The organism is Snodgrassella sp. CFCC 13594, from assembly GCF_001590725.1.
Taxonomy (GTDB): Bacteria; Pseudomonadota; Gammaproteobacteria; order Burkholderiales; family Neisseriaceae; genus Snodgrassella.
Window position 1 is genome coordinate 1 of sequence record NZ_LQXR01000011.1, and the last position, 20,122, is coordinate 20,122.

Genomic DNA, 20,122 nt, shown 5'->3' on the forward strand with positions numbered 1-20,122 from the left:
AGCAGGTACGGCTTCTGAAATGACGCGCTTTACCATTATTACGGATGAAGAACGCCACGTTAAAATGGCCATTGTTGATAAACATGTTACACCGTATCTTTCAGTCAATGACCCTGCTCTGATGATGGGTATGCCTGCCTCTTTGACTGCTGCTACCGGTATGGATGCGCTGACCCATGCAATTGAAGCTTACGTCTCTACTGCCGCCAATCCAATTACGGATGCTTGTGCTGTGAAGGCTATGGAGTTGATTGCAATCAATTTACCGATCGTGGTTACTGATCCTAAAAATACTCTGGCTCGGGAGCAAATGGCCTATGCAGAATTTTTGGCAGGGATGGCGTTTAATAACGCCTCATTAGGTTATGTACACGCAATGGCGCACCAGTTAGGAGGGTTTTATAACCTACCTCATGGTGTATGCAACGCATTACTTTTGCCGCACGTTGAAGCATTTAATTTAAGCGCGGCCAAGGAAAGATTAGATGAAGTGGGTCTCATTTTAGGTGCCAATAATGCAGAGTTGAAAGACCTTGACGTCATCAGTGCCATTAAGAAGTTAGCTGCTATAGTGGGTATTCCTAAGTCTTTACGTGAGTTGGGTGTAAAAGAAGAAGATTTTGAGATACTTGCTGAGAATGCGATGAAAGATGTTTGTGGTTTAACCAACCCGATTCAACCTACTAAAGAGCAGGTTATTGGCATTTTTAAAGCTGCATACTAACCCTTTACTGGTACCGGATTTCGACTCAACACCATCTTCTTGATGGTGTTTATTTTTTTAGTAGATCCTTCAAGATGATCCCTCTCTACATTAAATACTGGGCACTTATTTAAAGCGGGAGGATTACCCTACTGCACTAGTGGGTGCACCTATTCTTCTCGGATTTGCTCTGAAAGTGCCACTGACTGCATCTATTTTTGTATTGTAATTATCTAGATTTACCCCTACATATTTATTCTATTCCCAATTTGTTTATGTTTTCTGAGTGCCGTGCCAATTTGACATTTCTGTAATCAAATACATCCGTCTATTTTAAAACTAAAATAAATTGATTTTTCGCACCCCATGAATTAAATATTTTCTTCATCAATTAATTTTTTAATTTTTCTTTTTAAATCGTTAATTTCATCATGGTAAATCATAATTGCACCTAAATAGCCCATACCCAGCATCATTGCTGTCACAAACCCACCCGCAATTGACATTACATTTTTTATAAAAATACCTACTATAAAAAAAAGAATACAGATGGACAAAGATACATAGAAAAATATACGGATTTTTTGGTATTCATGTTCTTTCTTTTTAAGCGTACTTAATAACTCATTAACATGACTGCTATTTATATTCATCATTTATAAATGTCCTGACTATCAATTAATTAAGTTTCTTAAAATTAAGGACTAAGTGCCAAATACGATCCATTCCTTGTTTTTAATATTGCACAAAGATGCCCTAATCTATTCAATAATCCCACAATCTCTTTTTATCTGCCAATAATAGGTTATTCATGCCAAAGGGTTGTAAAACAAGGGCTCAACTCATCTCTGGTCAGAGTCCAACCATGCGCGAGCAATTCGGAAGCCAATTTCATGGAGTGACGACCAAATTTACTTGCGATTCCTTCCCAGGCATTCATTAAGTTGAGATTACCAGTATTTTCAGGCAGCCAGAAGTCATGTTGCCTGAATGCCTGTGCTGGTTCAATGCCACTCAGCTCAATTCCACACTTCTTGTATTCATAGCCTTGTCGAAAAACAGCCTTTAGAAGCAATTGAGCCACTTGGTTGTGCGCGATGGTGTCATTGCTACCTTGGGGTAAAACGATCTGTCTGTGGCCGCTGTAATTGGGTTAAATCTTCTCTGAAGCGGTTTGTGTAGATAAACACTGTAACGATATGGGCTTGCGTTCTCTGTTCACGTAATTTTGCTGCCTCAGATGTAATGTGGTGGGTAATGGCTGACTGTAATGGTGCCAATTCTGTGATCATCTGGCCAAAACTGCGACTGCGAATCAGGTTTTGACACGTGTCTGCAGTTACATGCAAATCATCACAGGTAATGCCTTGCATTTCTCGTTGTGTTCGCTCAACCACTATGCCAAACTGCTGGCGCAAATTAGGCGTGTGGGCATTCACAAAATCCCATGCAGTCTTTATGCCCTGGTATTCTAATTTCTGACCGATGCGACGGCCGATGCCCCATATCTCCGTCACAGGTTCACTTGCCAATGCTCTATGTTGTATATGTGTTGGCCAATCTGACCAGACCACCACCCCTTGAAAATGGCTTCTATGTCGTTTAGCCAAGTGGTTGCAGAATTTAGCCAGTGTTTTCGTGGGCGCAATGCCGACACAGGTTGGAATGCCTACCCATTGCAGTACACGCTGCCGAATGTCTAAACCCAGATGGCGTAGGTTGTCTATGCCACGCACATCGGCAAAACACTCATCAATGTAAAGGAAAGATTAAATGCTATGGACATGGCGGTATACTACTGAAGGTGTACTTTAAACAAATCTTTCCAATGTCCATAGCAAGATTGAATTTGTTGCAAAAAAACCTTTTTATGTCCATTCCAATTGTACGAGAGTAAAAAAGTATCATACTGATTTACGCTCAAGTCTTTGATTTTATTTGATGGTATCAAAGCCTAGAAACAATAAAGATTCATATTGAATTGAGCTAGTATGAAACTTACGAGTAATAAATCATCTTTCAGTATGAAGCTTTAAATAGTTGGTATGAAACTTAACCTTGGTGAAAAATGTAACCAATATTATGACTAAAATAATAAGTCTTTATTTTAAAGGATTACTTTATATTATTTTTTAGTCATAAAATATAAAAAAACTAGATCAAAATACAACCAAATAAGTCATAAAAAACCGATTTCATTTTAAATCTATGGTTCAAATCGATAAAGCATTTGGTTCATTTCGATTATTAGATTAAAACAAGGCTTATGTCGAACACCAAACTTTTAGGTCAGCTCTTGTTGTTTTCTTTATGTACGATTCAGTACATGCCAATAACTTTGATATCTCTTCGGTAATAGCTGATTTACTTAAGCCAGGCTGAACAATTGTGACCTCTAATTTAATTGGCATCGTATTTGCCATATTTCTATATTTTTCTAAGTCAGCTAACTCACCTTTTACAAATCTACTAAAACCTTCAGATAGCCATTTATTGTTACGACCGTTGATATGTTTGAATAAGTGTTTTAGACCCGCATGTTTCCAACGTATAGAACGCTGAGCTTGTCCACAAACTTCATACATATCAGCTAATCTTCCACCAGCTTCAGGTGAACTTGAATATTTACAATGATATAACTTAGAATTATTTCGTTATTCTCTTGTCTTAAAGCGACGAGATCAGCAATTTCACCACTGCCATCGTCATTAATTATTATTTCAAATTGATCTTGAATCATACTCAAAGTTTGAAATTGGACAGTATTTCTAGTTCGGGCTTTCCCCATTGATTCTTTAGTAATATCTACAGTCCAATTAATTTGATTCAAACCATCTACATCGAAGGTATTGTCTATTAAATTTATTTGAATCAAATAACAGTTATAACTCATTGAGCCATCAACATAATGGATCCTAACTGGATCTTTCACCATTTTTTCCTCGAAAGGAATAGTTGAACTATGAGTCTTAATAGATATTAAACTTCCTTCAATATGTTCATACATGTAGCCTGAGGGAAATTGATCTGAAATATTTAAGCGATATAAACCAAAGAGATCTTCTGTATAGATTTTTATATAAAGTTGCTTAGATTCATCCTTAAAAACGTCTAGATCAGCTAAAAACAAAGGAATTTCTGTCTGATCAAACAAAATATTTACTTTATCTTCAAATGCATTTTGTAGCGTTTCTCCCCATTCTGCAAACAGAGGGGAATATTTATACGCTTTATCGATTCGAATTGGTTTTAAAAAGTCTTTAACTAAATTATTCACATCTATTTCATCTTCAGAGTGAATTTTATCCCAAACATTCTGACTCCATTCTTGCCAATCAACAAGATTCCCTGCTTTTGGTGACCAAATCTTTCCTTTCTTTTGTGAACATCCCCAAACTACTCTATCTCCATTCTCATAACCTAAAACAGCAATGTTATTAAGCTCAGAACTGCTTTTTTCAATTTGAGATAAACCATCTGTAACATTTGGACCAAAAAACTGTGTAAAACTAATCGCACCGACTTGGGATGAACCTAAGTTTTTAACTAATGGGAGTTGAACATTATCTAATACTTTAAAGATAGTCTCACCAGTAATTTGAATAGTATTCTCACCACAAATAACTTTGGCTATGTCTTCAGTTTTAAATGCATCATGATCATTCGAATAAACAAAAACAGCTTCTCTTTCTTCATCCCAATTTAGTATAAAAATATAGTGATTGGTATCATCAATATCTTCAAACTTTCCCCAATTCACTGGGGTATTTCTAACCCCTAAAATAATTAAGATTTTGTTTTCGTTTGATATAACATGCCATGTTTGAGCAAATCTTAAATTTAAATTTTCAAGTGAACTAATATCCCATTTCTGACATTCGGTTTTAAACAGCATAGCTGAACAAGATGGTCGTAAATTCCATAAAGAGATTTGTTTATCTAGCCCTCCATTACCTCTTAAGGAATCAATAACATCTTGAAGTTTAATTTCATTATTAATTCTTTCTTCTGACAATCTTTTAAGAATTAAATCCCAATTTGCATCTTGTGCATATAGCTTTTGCAAACCTCCTTGAATATCAACATCTGCAATGTTTGCAATTGCTGAGGCATTTCCAATTGGAGTATTACTTGATGATCGAGTAAATCGACCAATGAATTGTAATGTAATAGCTAAACTTTTATGTTGATCATGCAATGCAGCAATTTTTAAATTTGGAAGATCATATCCTTCACCTAACATATCTACACAAATGACTATACGTGAATGTCTAGTTTTGAGTTCTTCTAGCTTTTGATTGTTTTGTGATGATGTTAAACCTGAATGGACAACAATTGGATTAAATTCTGGCGCTATAGATTGATAAATTGCTAATAATTTCTCAGCTTTAGGTTTTTCATTTACTCTAGCCATTACCAAATGATCGTAATTCTGAGAAATATCAGATCTAAGTTGTTCTACGGCTTTATTGGCTATAGCGATATCTGATTCTTTTAAATCATATTCTTTAATCGGTTTTAAACTTATTTTTTTGAAATATCCATCTTCCTGCGCCTCTCCAAGACTGTAATTGAAAACTATTTTTCCACCTAAGTCTTTACCGTCATTTCTGAAAGGGGTTGCAGTAAACTGTATAACTCTCTTATCTTTGAAGTTTTCACGAATATTATTCCAAGTCGAGGCAGCAACATGATGTGCCTCATCAATGAATAAATGGGTACAGAGTTCAAATAATTTTAATTTTGCAGCCTGAGATGAATGGTTTAATATTGAGGCTGTAGCAATAATTACATTCGAAGATTCAATAATCTCAATTGCTTCTTCCTCAGTTTTTAAACCATGCTTAACTAAAAAAACAGCAGGATAATTTATAATTTTAGGTATAACACCTAAATCAGCTAAACATCCAAATGTAGTAAACTTTTTAAAAATTTGTTGGCGTAACGAATCTGAAGGTACAAGAATAAGGACTTTTGAGCATTGCTGGGAAACAACAGTTGCTAACATGGTTTCCGTTTTACCTGTTCCTGTCGGAAGAATAACTGTTAGCGGAGTAAAATCTTTTTTAGAAGTAAATTTTGAAGCTATTGCATGTAAAGCACCAATTTGAGGAGGTCTAAGACCTTTTAGCCCTGAAGTCGGATTATCTTGTTTATACTGAAATTGGTTATTCCAGCTTGCGGTTATTTCAGTTGGTGATAGGAGGGTGAGGGGAACTTGTATCCATGAAAGCTTAGTATATTCATTGATAGACTCTAAATTAGTATCTACTGATAATTTTAATATTGGAACATCATTAATTATCTCGGCTCGTTTATTCCATTGTTTAATATAAATAACATCAAAAGGTGTATCTAAATCAGTCAAAATCTTCCAGTAATTTTTATTTTCAGTATCAAGTTCTACAAAAGCATTGATAATCGTTTCAGGCAGTCCTATCTGTTGCATATAATTTGATGCAATTTTTTTTCTTGCTAATTCATACTGAGGCAGTTTTAGGGTTATTCTTGTCATGTTACTAATTTCATAAAATTAAAGTAATAAAATATTTATATAATAAAATTATTAAGTTAACAACTATTAATTGGATGTAGACTTCTCTAAAATTTGTTCTTGAATACAATCCATCTATAATTTAATTTAGCCAAGAATTTCTATTTTTTTGCATACTGATAAATCAATTTTTTTTAATAATGTTATCTTAATTATTTACAATAAGGCTTTGTTCATTTTCTAACAAACGCTTTTTATCTTAATTTGATAAAAGGTTAAACGTCGTTTTGTTGATGAAAACGCGTAATTTCTACCATAGCTATTTGTGGATGCGGGTTGGTATATACGTGCATCAAAGTTTGCACTGTATGTTGTGCCAATTCTGCAACCTGCTCAGGATTATGGCCCATCCGAAGCAACCAGTTAATTCTCGTTCTTCGTAGTGTTTTAGGACTCACCATTGGTATACTATATTCTCGACAGATACGTCTAATGTTTGTAAATTGAGGTGCCTTTTCCAGAATGCGTCCTCCGTTGCGTATCAGCGGAAAAAGCAAGCTATCGGACTCATCCGAAAACCATTCAGAACGCCATTTGATATAACGCTCGAACCACTCTCGATAACTGGTAAAGATTTCGAATAGGACTTCTCCTCCACGGCGCTTTTTATAAGTACGTACTTGATAGCCATCTAGGTGACTAGTGTAATGAAACTGATCAATTCGTAAAGTGTGAGCCTGCTGGAGATTCAGACCAGTTTGGGAGATAAACATTAGTAATTCACACTCAATCCGTAAGTTAACGATGGGAAAGCGAGTTGCAGTGTCCGATCTTCATCGTGTGCATTACGTGCCACTAAAGAAGCATTTATTTGTGCTTGGCTTTTGGGTTTAGTGTTACGCATGGCTGCTTTTTTGGGATTGAGATAGCCCGACCAAATTTCTAACACTTGACCAGAATGCAATGAAACACAAACTGGAAGAGGGGCCATTATCCTTTCCCAAGTTAATGCTTCACATATATCTGCTAGAACATGCCCGAATGTGAAAGTGATTTGCAAATTTTGTTTATCCGCTTTGCTTGTTTGTACCTTAGCTTTATTCCTTGGCTTGCGGATACGAGTACTCTTACTAAGGCTTGCTTGACGATTTAATACTCGATCTAGCATCGTTGCTGTGAGTCTAGTTAGATCATATAGAGATCCATCACTGAAATTTGGTCTGCTTTTATGACATTGGAGCAAATAATCCGTCCAACGAATAAAAATGCTGGCCGCCGTATCAAGACTAAAATATACGTTTTCTAAATCAACCCATGCAAAGAGTTTTCGTAATGCTTGAATTTTATTTAGAGCTGAAAACCGACTTCCTCCACCAATAAGATCGTCAGTTATATGTTCATGTAATCGCTTCACTAATTCTAAGCGCTCTGGCAATAGACTGCCTAGGTCTCCTCGCGAGATTTGTTGATGTACATATTTCACCTTAGCTCCGGCACCACCAAGAAATAGCCACGGCTGAAGATCCCATGGTGTTTCAGATGTACCATATTCAAGCATGGGAAAAGTAAGATCAAATTTAGAGTTATTCATCGTATGGTGTTCCAACGCGAAACCCACTAAATGCCTTCATAAAATTATTTGAAATCGCTTTTTTGATTGGAAGGGCTTGTATGAATCGGATGTATTTGAAGGTGGTAGCTTCAGAGTTAGGTGCATGAAGCAATGCATAGCTGACCGTTGCAATTACAATAGCTACATCATCACAAACTGATAGTGCCAAACGAGCTAACTCAGTACCAAAGGTACAACGTGACTGATGGAAGCGAAATTTACGTAATACCGGTAATCCAGCTTTGACACCCTGCTTTCGAAACATAGACATTTCAACATTAATAGCAGATGATTGATCACTACCTCGCCTACCATAAGCGTTCCCAAATCGAGTTAAAAACAGCAGATTGCGATTCTCTGGTAAAGCTTTCACTTCTCTTTCTAATCTTCTACAACCTAGTGCATACTTCAGTAGTTCATCACGCAAAATCTCAGGTATCCAGACTTCACCTGTCACCCCGAATTTCGTATGTACTTTTGGAACTGCAGCTGGGCCAACTGCAATACGCAAGAGCCCTTTAGCGTAAGGGTCAGGAGTGGCTTGTTCCAAAGATTGAATTTTGAGATCGCAGATACTACCGAGACGCATTCCAGTAAAAAAACCTAATGCCAACATTAGATACAGCTCAGGCGTGGAGTTTTTTAAGGCAAAGTTCAAAATTGCATCACGATCAGTTTCTGAAACTGGCAACAATCCGTCTTCTAAAGTTTGGCCTAGACGCTTACGATTTGGGATGCTGAGATTGGTTGTAGTGCCGTTGATAGTTCGTTCAAAACCTACTCGATCAAAGTGCTTAATAATGTAGGACTTCTCACGCCAGAGTTCAATGTATGGAGACAGAAGGTCCTTATCTTTTGCCCACCTATAGAACATTATGCAATTACGCATATATTCAGATGCGGTAGATGGGCTAATCTGACCTGTATCACGCATCTTGATTAGCCTCCCTCGATATATGACTAGACAACGATCAGCTTTACGGGTAGGAAATTCAAACCATTGCAAATCATACAACTCAAGAAATTTAGCATAATTGAGAAGACCATTCATATTACTGGCAACAGTCTTCAATGACGCATCACCTGTCGTTACCCGCTCTACAGCCCATAAGTTTGCCTCTCTCCAGGGTAAACCGTCTGCCCAAAAGATTTGGGGTAAGTCTTTAATGGTGGGAATGCTGCTACTGGGGGAATATGTAACAGTATTCTCTTTGCGTACGAGGTAATGAGGAACAAAGTAAATGCGTTCTAATGTCGCCATTCTAGACTCCTAAAAGGATAAAAATGTCTATAGACATCACTTTTAAGTTTGGATGACCATACCATACAACTTATCCTTATCAATGGAGTATTGTTCAATATTCAAGTGATTCTATTCATGCTTAAGTAGGAAGACCCATGATCACCGATACACACAAAACAGTGGAAACCCATAAGGTTGGGCCATCATGGTTGCCAACCATCAATGATTTCCCACATTACCGGCTCGTCCCCAGTAGTACTGAAACAGGCAAAAAATATTGCCTGTTTTTTTATGTCAGTCACGAAGGGTATTTGATTCTTGATAATGGCGTTCAGCGGTACCAGGCAATACGGCATTTGCAACGGCTGTTGGAAACTGCTTGCTTCCCCATTTACGAAATAAGAGAAGGATGAATTTATGGCTGAAGAACTGAAGACCTATACGGTAGTAGAAGCGGCTCAGATTTGCCAGTGCCACGATCAAACGATTCGCCAGCATATTCGTTCAGGTTTACTAAAGGCCAGTAAGCCCGGACGAAAATATTGCATCAGGGCAAATGACCTTGACGCATTCTTGCAGGATTTGCAAAATGGATGCGTGCAAGCGTCACTCGAACGACGGAGTGAACAAAAATGCCAATCTATCAACGAGAAAATGGATACTGGTACATTGATATCATCACAGCGAGCGGCAAAAGAATTAGACGCTCTGCTGCAACCAAAATCAAAAGAGAGGCAGAAGAACTTCACGACAAAATTAAGCACGAACAATGGAGTATTAAAAAATTAGATAGAAAGCCAAATGTATATTGGGACGAGGCATGTATAAGGTGGATTACTGAAAAAGCAGATAAAAAGAGCTTAGAAGATGATAAACGTAAGATGAAGCTTCTAACCGCTTTCAGAGGCAAAACTCTCAACAGCTTAAACCGTGATTTCATTATGCAAACGATTACACAGCTTTCTTGCTCGAATTCAACAAAAAACCGTTATATTGCATTGATAAGGGCTGTGCTTAGGAAGTGTGAACGAGAGTGGGAGTGGATCGACAAAGCCCCTGCTCTATCCACATTCAAAGAACCTAAGCGGCGCATCAGATGGCTTAAAAAAGACGAGGTAGAACGCTTATTAAATTGCTTGCCTGAGCTACTTTCAGATTTAGCCAAGTTCAGTTTAATGACAGGCTTACGGCAGCGAAACGCATTACTTCTGGAATGGTCTCAAATAGATCTTAATACGAAGGTTGCATGGATATATGCTGATCGAACCAAATCAGGTAAAAACCTTGGTGTCCCATTAAATAATTGGAACAATCCAAGTTTTAACTAAATACATGGGTAGTAATCAGCGCTACGTATTCACAAAAAATGGCAAGCCTTTAAACGGCATCAATTCAAAGATTTGGAAACGGTCTCTTAAAGCAGCTGGTATTACTAATTTTAGATGGCATGATCTTAGGCACACATGGGCTAGTTGGTTAATACAATCTGGCGTCCCATTAATGGACTTACAGGAAATGGGCGGATGGGAAACCGTCAGTATGGTATGGTTCAGAAATATGCCCATCTAGCACCCATTCACTTGAGGAAGAATGTAGTGTTATTGGATCAAGTTTATGACACAAATTTGGCACAGTAAAAACAAAAGCCTTACACGGTTATTTAAAATAACCACATAAGGCTTTGTTCTACTGCTTAAATCTTGGTGGGTCGTGAGCGATTCGAACGCTCGACCAACGGATTAAAAGTCCGCTGCTCTACCGGCTGAGCTAACGACCCTTTGGCTCCCCGACCTGGGCTCGAACCAGGGACCTGCGGATTAACAGTCCGTCGCTCTACCAACTGAGCTATCGGGGAAAGGAAGCACGCATTCTAAGGGGGATTCGGTAGGTCGTCAACCCCTAAAAGACATTTTTTTTATTGGGCGATGATTTTCTCATCGCCAGCATCCATAAGGGTTTCAGCGTTTTGTCTCAACTTGTTGTAAAGGCTCAACTTCTGCTTTTGGCTCAACCATATGAACCACATCGCGACGACGCAATCGCGGTGTTGGCACTTCTGTGGCTGCGTCTGGTGCAATCGCTTGAGCTCGCGTTTCCACCAGCACCAAGCCACCCAAATCAGCCGATGTAGGCAAAGCCAAAGGCACGCTTTGCGGCACGGCTACGGAAACTGCGGCTTCTTCAATGGCGCGAGCTGGTTGTGTTGGCGTCGGCGCAGCGGCAACAACAGAATCAACATGATCCACACTAACATCACTGCCCATCACATGCTGACTGGCGGCATAGACTGCCTGAGCTGCTTCAGTTACCAACGATACTGGCTCTCTGCTGGCTCCTAGGTCCTCAACATGATGAACTGCATTTGTTGATCTCGAGTTAACCGCAGGCACCAATCCCAAAACGTGGGCAGAGGCTGCCTGAACCAAGTCAGCAGAAGATTGGATGTCCAAATACTGAATGATTTTGGCAGAAGAAGGAATGTGGCGTCGGCTTTTCTTGTTGCCTTGCCGCCGGTCATCACGCTGGCGCGGTTTACGACGCTCATTTTTGTTGGGCTTCTCTGCAGCTTGTGTTGGAATGGTCACCACCAGTGGGGCGGCCTGCACAGCATCAGTAAGCTCCTCAGTAGGTAATTGCTCATTCGCTGTTTCGCTCGCGGTGACAACTTCGTTTTCACTGCGATTACGCTGACGACGACGGCGATTCCGATTGCGCTCTTCATTTCCGCCTTGGGGCGCTGTTGTATTGGTTGGCGCATTAGGCGTATTGGCAACTTCGGTCTTCTGCTCAATATTATCCCCCTTACCACCTTGGCGATTTTGCCGCGGCTTGCGGGTTGCAATATCTATATTTGCCTTGTCATCATCATTGCTCACCTCATCGGCACTTGGTCGGCGGTTGCCTGAAGAACGGCGATCTTGATTGCGTGGTCGACGTTTAGCCGGAGTGTTATTGGGTGAGCGGCCAGATGGTCGAGGAGTCTCATTCGGTTTAGCAGCCGTTTCAGTCACGGTATCGCCCGCAAACAAGCGTGAGAACCAGCCACTTAAGCGTGTCCAAACACTGGGTTGCGCTTGCTCAATAATGGGAGCCGGCTGGCTGTGGTGAATGCCTTTTACCGCAGGTTCTGGCTTAACTGGTTTGTTTTCGCCAATAGAAAAAGGCAGGTTACCCGAATCTTCTGGCTCTTCCACTTGGCGATAGCTCGGCAGTACATTTTCTTCAACATTATCAGTACGCACGCGAACCACTGTGTAGTGCGGATTTTCTAAATGCAAATTGGGAATTAATAAAACAGAAACATCCAAGCGTTCTTCCAAACCAGACAGCTCAGCACGTTTTTCGTTCAATAAGAAAGTGGCCACATCCACCGGTACTTGTGCACGCACTTCGGCAGTATTGTCTTTCATGGCTTCTTCTTGAATGATACGCAGCACATGCAGCGCAGTGGATTCAATGCTGCGAATAAAGCCAGTACCCGCGCAGCGAGGACAAATAGTGTGACTGCTTTCACCCAAAGAAGGTTTCAGACGCTGACGCGACAGCTCCATCAATCCAAAACGCGACAATTTGGCCATTTGCACCCGAGCGCGGTCTTTCTTCAAAGCTTCACGCAGCGTGTGTTCAACATCACGTTGGTTTTTACTGTTTTCCATGTCAATGAAGTCAATCACCACCAAGCCGCCCAAATCACGCAAGCGCATTTGGCGGCCGACTTCTTCAGCCGCTTCCATATTGGTTTTGAATGCCGTATCTTCAATATCAGCGCCACGGGTAGCACGGGCAGAATTGACATCAATCGACACCAGTGCTTCAGTGTGATCAATAACAATGGCGCCCCCGGAAGGCAAGGTCACTTCACGGGAGAAGGCTGATTCAATTTGGTGTTCAATTTGAAAGCGCGAAAACAACGGCGTGTGATCGGTATAAAGACGCAATCGCCCTAAATAGGTGGGCATCACATAAGACATGAATTCACGCACTTGATCATACACTTCTTGAGTATCAATCAAGATTTCGCCGATATCAGGCTGAAAATAATCGCGAATAGCGCGAATAACCAACGCGCTTTCCATAAACAAGAGGTAAGGTTCGCTGTGTTCTTTGGCAGCTGCTTCAATGGCTTGCCACAACTGTGCCAAATAACCCAAGTCCCATTGCAATTCCTCTACGCTGCGGCCAATCCCTGCTGTGCGTGCAATCAGGCTCATGCCGCGCGGCACATCCAACTGGCTCATGGCATTTTTCAGATCTTGGCGGTCCTCTCCTTCAATTCTGCGAGACACGCCACCACCACGGGGATTATTTGGCATCAAAACCAAATAACGCCCGGCCAAACTGATGAATGTGGTCAGTGCCGCACCTTTATTGCCCCGTTCATCTTTTTCTACCTGCACAATCACTTCCATGCCTTCAGACAAAACGTCTTGAATGCGGGCACGGCCACCTTCGTAACCTTGGAAATAACTACGCGATACTTCTTTAAACGGCAAAAAACCATGACGATCGGTACCATAATCGACAAAACAGGCCTCCAAGGAAGGCTCGATGCGGGTAATGATACCTTTATAGATATTGCCTTTACGCTGCTCTTTGCCCAGCGTTTCAATATCCAAGTCAATTAGACTTTGACCATCAACAATGGCCACGCGCAGCTCTTCGGCCTGCGTGGCATTGAATAACATACGTTTCATGATAAACCTCGTTGTTATGCACTCACGAGGCGATGTAATCAGTATTTGACACCTGAACCCGCGTTCAACGGACAATATTCAGGCTTAACATCATAAAGAAGGAAAAAAGATCACAAAACAACAACCCATACAGCGGTTGTTGCGCCCATCATGCACAGCCTGCTGCGTGCCGCTTTCGCGCTATGATGGGTCAAAATTAGGTAGCCGTTCTTCTGTTATTCTGCCGGAAAGTACCGTATTTAGGCTGCGCGGAAACCCTGTATGCATGGGTTTTCATACCACGTCTGACTGCCTGTTGTTTTTCCGAAGGGTCAAACTTAATCACCATCTTCATTGCGGCGGCGTGCCCAGTCAATGAAGGAAATACGCCCTTTGAGTGCGCTTTGTAACCAAATCAGTTAGTATTTCGCTTTTGCGGTGCAGTGTGGGCTGCCTGAAACAGCGCAACCGCCCACTACTACCGCGTAAATCACCCGACTTTATGCGCCAAAATGGTGTTATTGCAAACAATTTGACCGTTTTGTGAAAATGCATAAAGGCGAATGGATTATAAGCAAGATGAGTGTGTTAAGCAAAGATTGTGTGCAATATTTAACGATTGCTGCCGAAGAAGCTGGGCAGCGTTTGGACAATTATCTGTTCCGCATACTCAAAGGCGTTCCCAAAAGCCATGTCCAGCGCATCATCCGCAATGGCGAAGTGCGCATCAATAAAAAACGCAGCAAAGGCATTGACCGCTTACAAGAAGGCGACTTGGTGCGTTTACCTCCAGTCCGCATGGCACAAAAACCAATCCATACGACACCCATCCCCGCCAAGGAATTCGACATCATTTTCGAAGATGATTGCTTGTTAGTCATCAATAAGCCAGCCGGCGTTGCAGTGCATGGCGGCAGTGGTGTGAGCTTTGGTGTGATTGAGCAATTGCGTCAGGCCCGCCCTGAAGCACGCTATTTGGAATTGGTGCATCGGTTGGACAAAGACACCAGCGGCCTATTGATGATCGCCAAAAAACGCAGTGCCTTGGTTCGCTTACATGAAGACATCCGCAACAATCACCCACAAAAAATCTATTGGGCACTCGGCGTTGGCACATGGCCAGAAACAGTACATCAAGTACGCTTGCCCTTGGCCAAGTACACAGGCGCACAAGGTGAAAAAATGGTGCGCATTGATGCGGAAGGCCAACATGCACTCACCTTGTTTAAAGTGCAAAAACGGTTTTCAGGGAACCTGCTGCACCAAATTGGCCTATCTCATTTAACATTGCTGCAAGCCACACTCAAAACTGGGCGCACCCATCAAATCCGCGTACACATGCAATCACAGCAATGTCCCATCGCGGGCGATGAGCGCTATGGGGACTACCAAGCCAATAAGCGCCTACAAAAAATAGGACTCAAACGCATGTTTTTACACGCCGCTGAATTGCATATCCGCCATCCTTTGCTCGGCGATATGCTGCATTTAACGGCACCTTTGCCTACTGATTTACAACAATTTTTACAACAGTGGTCACCCGATGCCGTTTAAACTCAGCAATCAATAACCACCCGCAAAAAACGCCAGCCCATTTGCGCTGACGTTCACTGTTTTCTACCACCCAATTAGGATTGATTATCCAACCAAGCTGAAAATGCTGCACCCCAAACAGGATGGCGTTTACTGTAGGTGACAAAGGCTTTCATATACCCCAATTTATCACCGCAATCGTGCGAATACCCAGTCATGGCAAATGCATCCACCGTTTCTTTCTGCATTAGTGCGGCTATGGCATCCGTGAGCTGGATTTCATTGCCGGCACCTTTCGGGGTTTCAGCTAAGCAAGCCCAAATAGCTGGCGACAATACATACCGACCCACCACCGCCAAATTAGATGGGGCTTGTTCTTGTGCTGGCTTTTCCACAATAGCATGCATAGGCACACTTTCGCCAGGCGCTACGACCAACCCACCACAATCCACCACACCGTACTTACTGACATCCGCCATAGGTACAGCTTCCACCATAATCTGGCTGTGGTGTGTGCTCTGATAATGCTGCATCATAGCCGCCAGATTATCGCGATTCAAATGGCAACTGACTTCATCAATCAACACATCCGGCAGCAATACCGCAAACGCCTCTTCACCTACCACTGGCTGGGCGCACAATACCGCATGCCCTAATCCTTTGGCCTGTCCTTGGCGCACGTGCACCAAACGAACATCTGGCGGACAAATTTGACGCACCTCATCCAAAAGCGCCATTTTGCCTTTTTCAGCAAGCATGCTTTCTAACTCAAAAGCCGCATCAAAATGATTTTCAATGGCGCTTTTGGATGAGTGGGTCACCAACACAATTTCTTTAATACCAGCCGCCACACACTCACCAACTATATATTGGATCAATGGTTTATCGGCAATACAGAGCATCTCTTTGGGAATGGCTTTGGTAGCCGGCAACATACGCGTGCCCAACCCGGCAACTGGAATCACTGCTTTCATCGTAGCGGTACTCGAATTAAAATAGCATTATTAAACAAACAGACTCATAAAACAAAAAATGGTCATGCAGCCATTAAACTGCTGAGTATTATGCCATGCTCGCCATTTTTTTGCGCGGCAGACAACCTGAATGCCCCTTATACATAACTTCATTTATTTATGCACATCACCAAAACCTACCAAGCCTTGATTTTCGATTGGGACGGCACCCTCGCTGACTCCATCGGCCAAATTGTCGATGCCATGTACTACGCCCACCAACAAGTCGGGCTGCCGGATTGGAACCCACACGCCGCTCATCAAGTCATTGGCCTCAATCTGCGTGAAGCCCTACGCCGAACCGCCCCCAGCGCCACTGAAAAACAAATTGACGCATTGGTGTATTATTACCGGCAACGTTATTTGAGTCCGGATAACCGCACTCAATTGTTTACAGAAGCGAGAACTTGGCTGCCTGAATTGAAACAACACTTTTGGCTCGGCATCGCCACCGGCAAAGCCCGACAAGGGCTCACCAAAGCGCTAGACGAAACTGCGGCAGCCCCTTTCTTTTTAAGCACCCGCACCGTTGATGAGTGCGCGCCCAAACCCAATCCTGACATGGTGTTATCCCTGTGTGAAGAGTTCGGTTTATATCCTCGTGATGTATTGGTGGTGGGCGACACAACCCACGACTTGCTGATGGCTGCCAATGCCGGTGCGGATGCCGTGGCCGTTACCACAGGCGCGCACGATAAGGCCACATTACAAACCGCGCCGCATTTGACGATGCTCAGCGGCATCACCGACTTAGCCCAATGGCTAGGCTTATCTCAACCCACCCACAACACAAACCCGACGGCACCACACTCATGAAAATCAATACCAATGAATCCCATGCAGCTACCCCAACCGAGCAGGTATCTTGGGAAAGAAGCATGCTTGAAAAACTGCTGCTGGAAGTGTATCGGGAGCAGCGACGTAGCCGCATCTGGCGCTGGGTCGGCCGCTTGCTGTGGCTATTGCTTATTGCCATGGTGTTATTTACCCTCACGAGCGGCAAACGCGAACTGGGCGCCGCTAAAGCACACACTGCAGTGATTAACTTATCTGGCACCATCGACAGCGACCAAAACCAAGCCGATATGCTGCGTGATGCACTGGAAACGGCGTATGGCAACCCCAATGTCAAAGGCATCATCATTCGTGCAAACAGCCCAGGTGGTTCACCGGTCATCTCCAATATCGCTTTTGAGGAAATCCGCCGACTCAAAGCGCTACATCGCACCATCCCCTTGTATGTGGTGGCGGAAGACATGTGCGCTTCGGGCTGTTATTACATTGCCAGCGCCGCCGACAAAATTTATGCCGATCCATCTAGCTTAGTCGGCAGCATCGGCGTGATTGGCAGCAGCTTTGATTTCACCGGGCTTATGGACAAACTGGGCGTTAAGCGACGCATCAAAATAGCCGGAAGCAACAAAGACATGGGCGATCCATTCACACCAGAAACGGCAGCACAAACACAGATTTGGCAAGACATGTTGCAGGATATTCATCAAAAATTCATTGCTTCTGTCAAACAAGGACGAGGCAATCGCCTTCATGATGGTGATCACCCAGATGTATTCAGCGGCCGGGTTTATACGGGTACCGAAGCGAAAAAAGTGGGACTGATTGATGATTTCGGCAATGTTTATAGCGTTTCGCGCGATGTCATTAAAGCGCCTGAGCTGGTGGACTATACGCCCGATGAAGGCATCAGTAAGCGGCTAAGTCGACGCTTGGGTAGTGAAGTGCAACAGGGTTTGCAAGGCTTAGCAGAGAAACCTTGGTAAAGAATTCGCTGATTATTGGGCTGCCTGAATACACCAACCCATCCTTCAGAAGGATGCGCGGGAGAAAGTTATGTATCAACTCATCAAACCCTGGCTATTTCGCTTGGATGCCGAACGAGCGCACCACTTAACCTTACAAAGCCTGCAATGGGCCTACCGAAGCGGGTTGCTCAATGCCATCCAGCCAACGGCACCCACTGGGGCGCCCGTTTCTCTAATGGGGCTGACTTTGCCCAATGCGGTGGGCTTGGCGGCAGGTTTAGACAAGAATGGTGCCTATATTGATGCTTTGGCCACACTCGGCTTTGGTTTCATTGAAGTAGGCACGGTCACACCCAAGCCGCAACCAGGCAACGCCAAACCGCGTTTATTCCGACTACCAGAACAAGAAGCGATTATCAACCGCATGGGGTTTAACAACGATGGCATTGATGCCTTACTCAATAACGTAGAAAAAAGCCAATACCGAGGTATTTTGGGTATCAACATCGGCAAAAATGCCACCACCCCCATTGAAGAAGCCGCACAAGATTATTTGATTGGATTAGAAAAGGCCTACCCCTACGCCAGCTACATTACCGTCAACATTTCTTCGCCCAATACCAAAAATTTGCGTGCACTACAAAGCCAAGACGAACTCAGCGCGTTATTGGGTTACCTGAAAAACAAGCAAGCCCAATTGCATGCTCAATATGGTCGCTATGTGCCCATCGCAGTCAAAATTGCCCCGGATTTAGATGACACTCAAATTGCTGACGTGGCACACGTTGCACGCCATACCGAAATCGATGGCATCATTGCCACCAACACCACCATCAATAAATCGGCTTTAGGCCCCCACCCCTTAGCACAGGAAGCAGGCGGTCTATCGGGCCGACCGGTACGCGACCCCAGTAACCATGTGTTGACTCAGTTATCCACGATGTTGGAAGGAAAGATTCCACTCATTGGGGTGGGTGGCATTGTGTGTGGCGCAGACGCCGCACAGAAACTGGGCTTGGGCGCCACCGCTGTACAAATTTATTCCGGATTGGTGTTTCATGGCACCAACCTCATACATGAATGCATTCGCGCCAGTGCCCGCGCGGCCTAGCAGGCCATGACGCTGGTTTCGGCGCACCAATAAAAAGGGCTGCCAAATACATTCAGGCAGCCCCTGACATAAAACCAGAGATCAATATCACGTGCTGATAATACGATCATCATGGTATCTCATCAGCCCATAAAGCAGAAAACGAAGCGGGCCAAACAAACCAAACATGATTTGGCTTAAATGCGTTGATCCATGTCCTGAGCAGGACTCTGCTCCGTGGCCGCTTGCCCCACCACTTTGGCAGGCACGCCCACCACAGTACTGTGTGCCGGCACATCCATCACCACCACACTGCCTGCGCCGATTTTGGCGCAGGTATGGATGCGGATATTGCCCAATACCGATGCATTCGCACCAATCATGACGCCATCACTGATTTTGGGGTGTCGATCGCCCGATTCCTTGCCTGAGCCACCCAAAGTCACACCATGCAGCAAGGAAATGTCATTACCCAATACAGCCGTTTCACCAATCACCACGCCAGTACCATGATCAATCATGATGCCGTGCCCCAAACGCGCCGCTGGGTGAATGTCCACCCCAAAAACTTCCGATGCCCGATTCTGGAGAAAATAAGCCAACGTTTTGCGCTCCTGAACCCAGAGCCAGTGATTAATACGGTGTGTTTGAATAGCGTGAAAACCTTTGTAATACAACAAAGGTAGCGAGTAGGCGTCGCAGGCCGGATCACGTTCGTAATAGGCCACGATATCCGCCATCGCCGCTTGGATGATGCGCGGATCCTCGCGCAAAACCTCCAGATAAATTTCAAACAATGCCCGTGTGTCCATCACTGCACTGGCCATTTTACTCGACAAGTGAAACGCCAGCATGCGCGCGAAATTCTTATGGCGCAGTACTGTCAAATGCAAAAAGCTGGCCAGCATCGGTTCATTGCGTACCGCCAATTCAGTTTCTTCGCGGATGGTCAGCCACAGTGTTTCTGCCTGGGTATGGTTCAACATATTCATGAGGGTCTC

19 protein-coding genes, 2 tRNA genes and 1 pseudogene are annotated in these 20,122 nt (G+C 43.3%); 9 read left to right on the forward strand and 13 right to left on the reverse strand.

Features of this window, described 5'->3' with window-relative positions; all coding sequences use genetic code 11:
• A partial coding sequence (locus tag A2F46_RS07510) for an iron-containing alcohol dehydrogenase (protein WP_156471599.1) occupies positions 1-724 on the forward strand: 724 nt, incomplete at its 5' end.
• Positions 725-1,074: 350 nt separating this feature from the next.
• On the opposite strand, the gene A2F46_RS07515 is transcribed toward A2F46_RS07510, so the two are convergent.
• The 8 genes from A2F46_RS07515 to A2F46_RS07540 form a co-directional block, all read right to left on the reverse strand.
• A complete protein-coding gene (locus A2F46_RS07515) occupies positions 1,075-1,359 on the reverse strand; it encodes a hypothetical protein (protein ID WP_066568783.1) in 285 nt (94 codons plus the stop codon).
• A gap of 149 nt (positions 1,360-1,508) precedes the next feature.
• Positions 1,509-1,787, reverse strand: a complete 279-nt coding sequence (locus A2F46_RS13445) for a DUF4113 domain-containing protein (protein ID WP_066568785.1) — start codon at positions 1,785-1,787, stop codon at positions 1,509-1,511.
• Positions 1,788-1,812: 25 nt separating this feature from the next.
• Positions 1,813-2,460, reverse strand: a complete 648-nt coding sequence (locus tag A2F46_RS07525) for a hypothetical protein (protein ID WP_082783627.1) — start codon at positions 2,458-2,460, stop codon at positions 1,813-1,815.
• A gap of 507 nt (positions 2,461-2,967) precedes the next feature.
• Positions 2,968-3,288, reverse strand: coding sequence for a hypothetical protein (locus A2F46_RS12585; protein ID WP_197457607.1), 321 nt, complete (start codon positions 3,286-3,288; stop codon positions 2,968-2,970).
• 5 nt (positions 3,289-3,293) lie between these two features.
• Entirely contained in the window at positions 3,294-6,218 is a 2,925-nt protein-coding gene (locus A2F46_RS07530) for a DEAD/DEAH box helicase (RefSeq protein ID WP_197457608.1), read from the reverse strand.
• Between the two features lie 254 nt (positions 6,219-6,472).
• Positions 6,473-6,970: a tyrosine-type recombinase/integrase gene (locus A2F46_RS12590; RefSeq protein ID WP_197457609.1), complete on the reverse strand. Its 498-nt coding sequence runs from the start codon at positions 6,968-6,970 to the stop codon at positions 6,473-6,475.
• Positions 6,970-7,788 (reverse strand): hypothetical protein, encoded by an 819-nt coding sequence (locus A2F46_RS12595; protein ID WP_066568794.1) that lies wholly within the window; start codon positions 7,786-7,788, stop codon positions 6,970-6,972. The genes A2F46_RS12590 and A2F46_RS12595 overlap by 1 nt, the downstream gene beginning before the upstream one ends.
• Positions 7,781-9,070, reverse strand: a complete 1,290-nt coding sequence (locus A2F46_RS07540; RefSeq protein ID WP_066568796.1) for a site-specific integrase — start codon at positions 9,068-9,070, stop codon at positions 7,781-7,783. The genes A2F46_RS12595 and A2F46_RS07540 overlap by 8 nt, the downstream gene beginning before the upstream one ends.
• A gap of 137 nt (positions 9,071-9,207) precedes the next feature.
• On the opposite strand from A2F46_RS07540, the gene A2F46_RS07545 reads away from it, so the two are divergent.
• The 4 genes and pseudogenes from A2F46_RS07545 to A2F46_RS13290 all read left to right on the forward strand — a co-directional run bounded on the left by A2F46_RS07545 (position 9,208) and on the right by A2F46_RS13290 (position 10,621).
• On the forward strand, positions 9,208-9,465 hold the full coding sequence (locus A2F46_RS07545; RefSeq protein WP_066568797.1) for a hypothetical protein: 258 nt from the start codon (positions 9,208-9,210) through the stop codon (positions 9,463-9,465).
• Positions 9,466-9,469: 4 nt separating this feature from the next.
• A pseudogene (locus A2F46_RS13280) lies at positions 9,470-9,622 on the forward strand (helix-turn-helix domain-containing protein); the annotation flags it as partial.
• A gap of 62 nt (positions 9,623-9,684) precedes the next feature.
• On the forward strand, positions 9,685-10,380 hold the full coding sequence (locus tag A2F46_RS13285) for a tyrosine-type recombinase/integrase (RefSeq protein WP_255358758.1): 696 nt from the start codon (positions 9,685-9,687) through the stop codon (positions 10,378-10,380).
• 4 nt (positions 10,381-10,384) lie between these two features.
• Positions 10,385-10,621 carry a tyrosine-type recombinase/integrase gene (locus A2F46_RS13290; protein ID WP_255358759.1) on the forward strand — a complete coding sequence of 79 codons (237 nt, stop codon included), beginning with the start codon at positions 10,385-10,387 and terminating at the stop codon, positions 10,619-10,621.
• A gap of 132 nt (positions 10,622-10,753) precedes the next feature.
• Here the strand turns inward: A2F46_RS13290 and A2F46_RS07555 are convergent.
• The 3 genes from A2F46_RS07555 to A2F46_RS07565 all read right to left on the reverse strand — a co-directional run bounded on the left by A2F46_RS07555 (position 10,754) and on the right by A2F46_RS07565 (position 13,746).
• A tRNA-Lys gene (locus tag A2F46_RS07555) sits at positions 10,754-10,829 on the reverse strand.
• Between the two features lie 2 nt (positions 10,830-10,831).
• Positions 10,832-10,907: transfer RNA gene (locus tag A2F46_RS07560), tRNA-Asn, on the reverse strand.
• Between the two features lie 103 nt (positions 10,908-11,010).
• Entirely contained in the window at positions 11,011-13,746 is a 2,736-nt protein-coding gene (locus tag A2F46_RS07565; RefSeq protein WP_231867745.1) for an Rne/Rng family ribonuclease, read from the reverse strand.
• A gap of 558 nt (positions 13,747-14,304) precedes the next feature.
• Between A2F46_RS07565 and A2F46_RS07570 the strand changes: the two genes are divergently transcribed.
• The gene (locus A2F46_RS07570) at positions 14,305-15,279 is read left to right on the forward strand and encodes an RluA family pseudouridine synthase (RefSeq protein ID WP_066568937.1); all 975 of its coding nucleotides are present in this window, start codon (positions 14,305-14,307) and stop codon (positions 15,277-15,279) included.
• 74 nt (positions 15,280-15,353) lie between these two features.
• On the opposite strand, the gene galU is transcribed toward A2F46_RS07570, so the two are convergent.
• Positions 15,354-16,232 (reverse strand): UTP--glucose-1-phosphate uridylyltransferase GalU, encoded by an 879-nt coding sequence (galU, locus tag A2F46_RS07575; protein ID WP_066568802.1) that lies wholly within the window; start codon positions 16,230-16,232, stop codon positions 15,354-15,356.
• 159 nt (positions 16,233-16,391) lie between these two features.
• On the opposite strand from galU, the gene A2F46_RS07580 reads away from it, so the two are divergent.
• The 3 genes from A2F46_RS07580 to A2F46_RS07590 all read left to right on the forward strand — a co-directional run bounded on the left by A2F46_RS07580 (position 16,392) and on the right by A2F46_RS07590 (position 19,142).
• The gene (locus A2F46_RS07580; protein ID WP_231867746.1) at positions 16,392-17,087 is read left to right on the forward strand and encodes an HAD-IA family hydrolase; all 696 of its coding nucleotides are present in this window, start codon (positions 16,392-16,394) and stop codon (positions 17,085-17,087) included.
• Positions 17,084-18,049: a S49 family peptidase gene (locus A2F46_RS07585; protein ID WP_066568804.1), complete on the forward strand. Its 966-nt coding sequence runs from the start codon at positions 17,084-17,086 to the stop codon at positions 18,047-18,049. Before A2F46_RS07580 ends, A2F46_RS07585 begins: the two co-directional genes overlap by 4 nt.
• A gap of 70 nt (positions 18,050-18,119) precedes the next feature.
• Positions 18,120-19,142, forward strand: coding sequence for a quinone-dependent dihydroorotate dehydrogenase (locus A2F46_RS07590; protein ID WP_066568806.1), 1,023 nt, complete (start codon positions 18,120-18,122; stop codon positions 19,140-19,142).
• Positions 19,143-19,318: 176 nt separating this feature from the next.
• Here the strand turns inward: A2F46_RS07590 and cysE are convergent, their stop codons facing one another.
• Complete coding sequence (cysE, locus tag A2F46_RS07595) at positions 19,319-20,113, reverse strand: serine O-acetyltransferase (protein ID WP_066568809.1); 795 nt, start codon at positions 20,111-20,113, stop codon at positions 19,319-19,321.
• Positions 20,114-20,122: the final 9 nt, after the last annotated feature.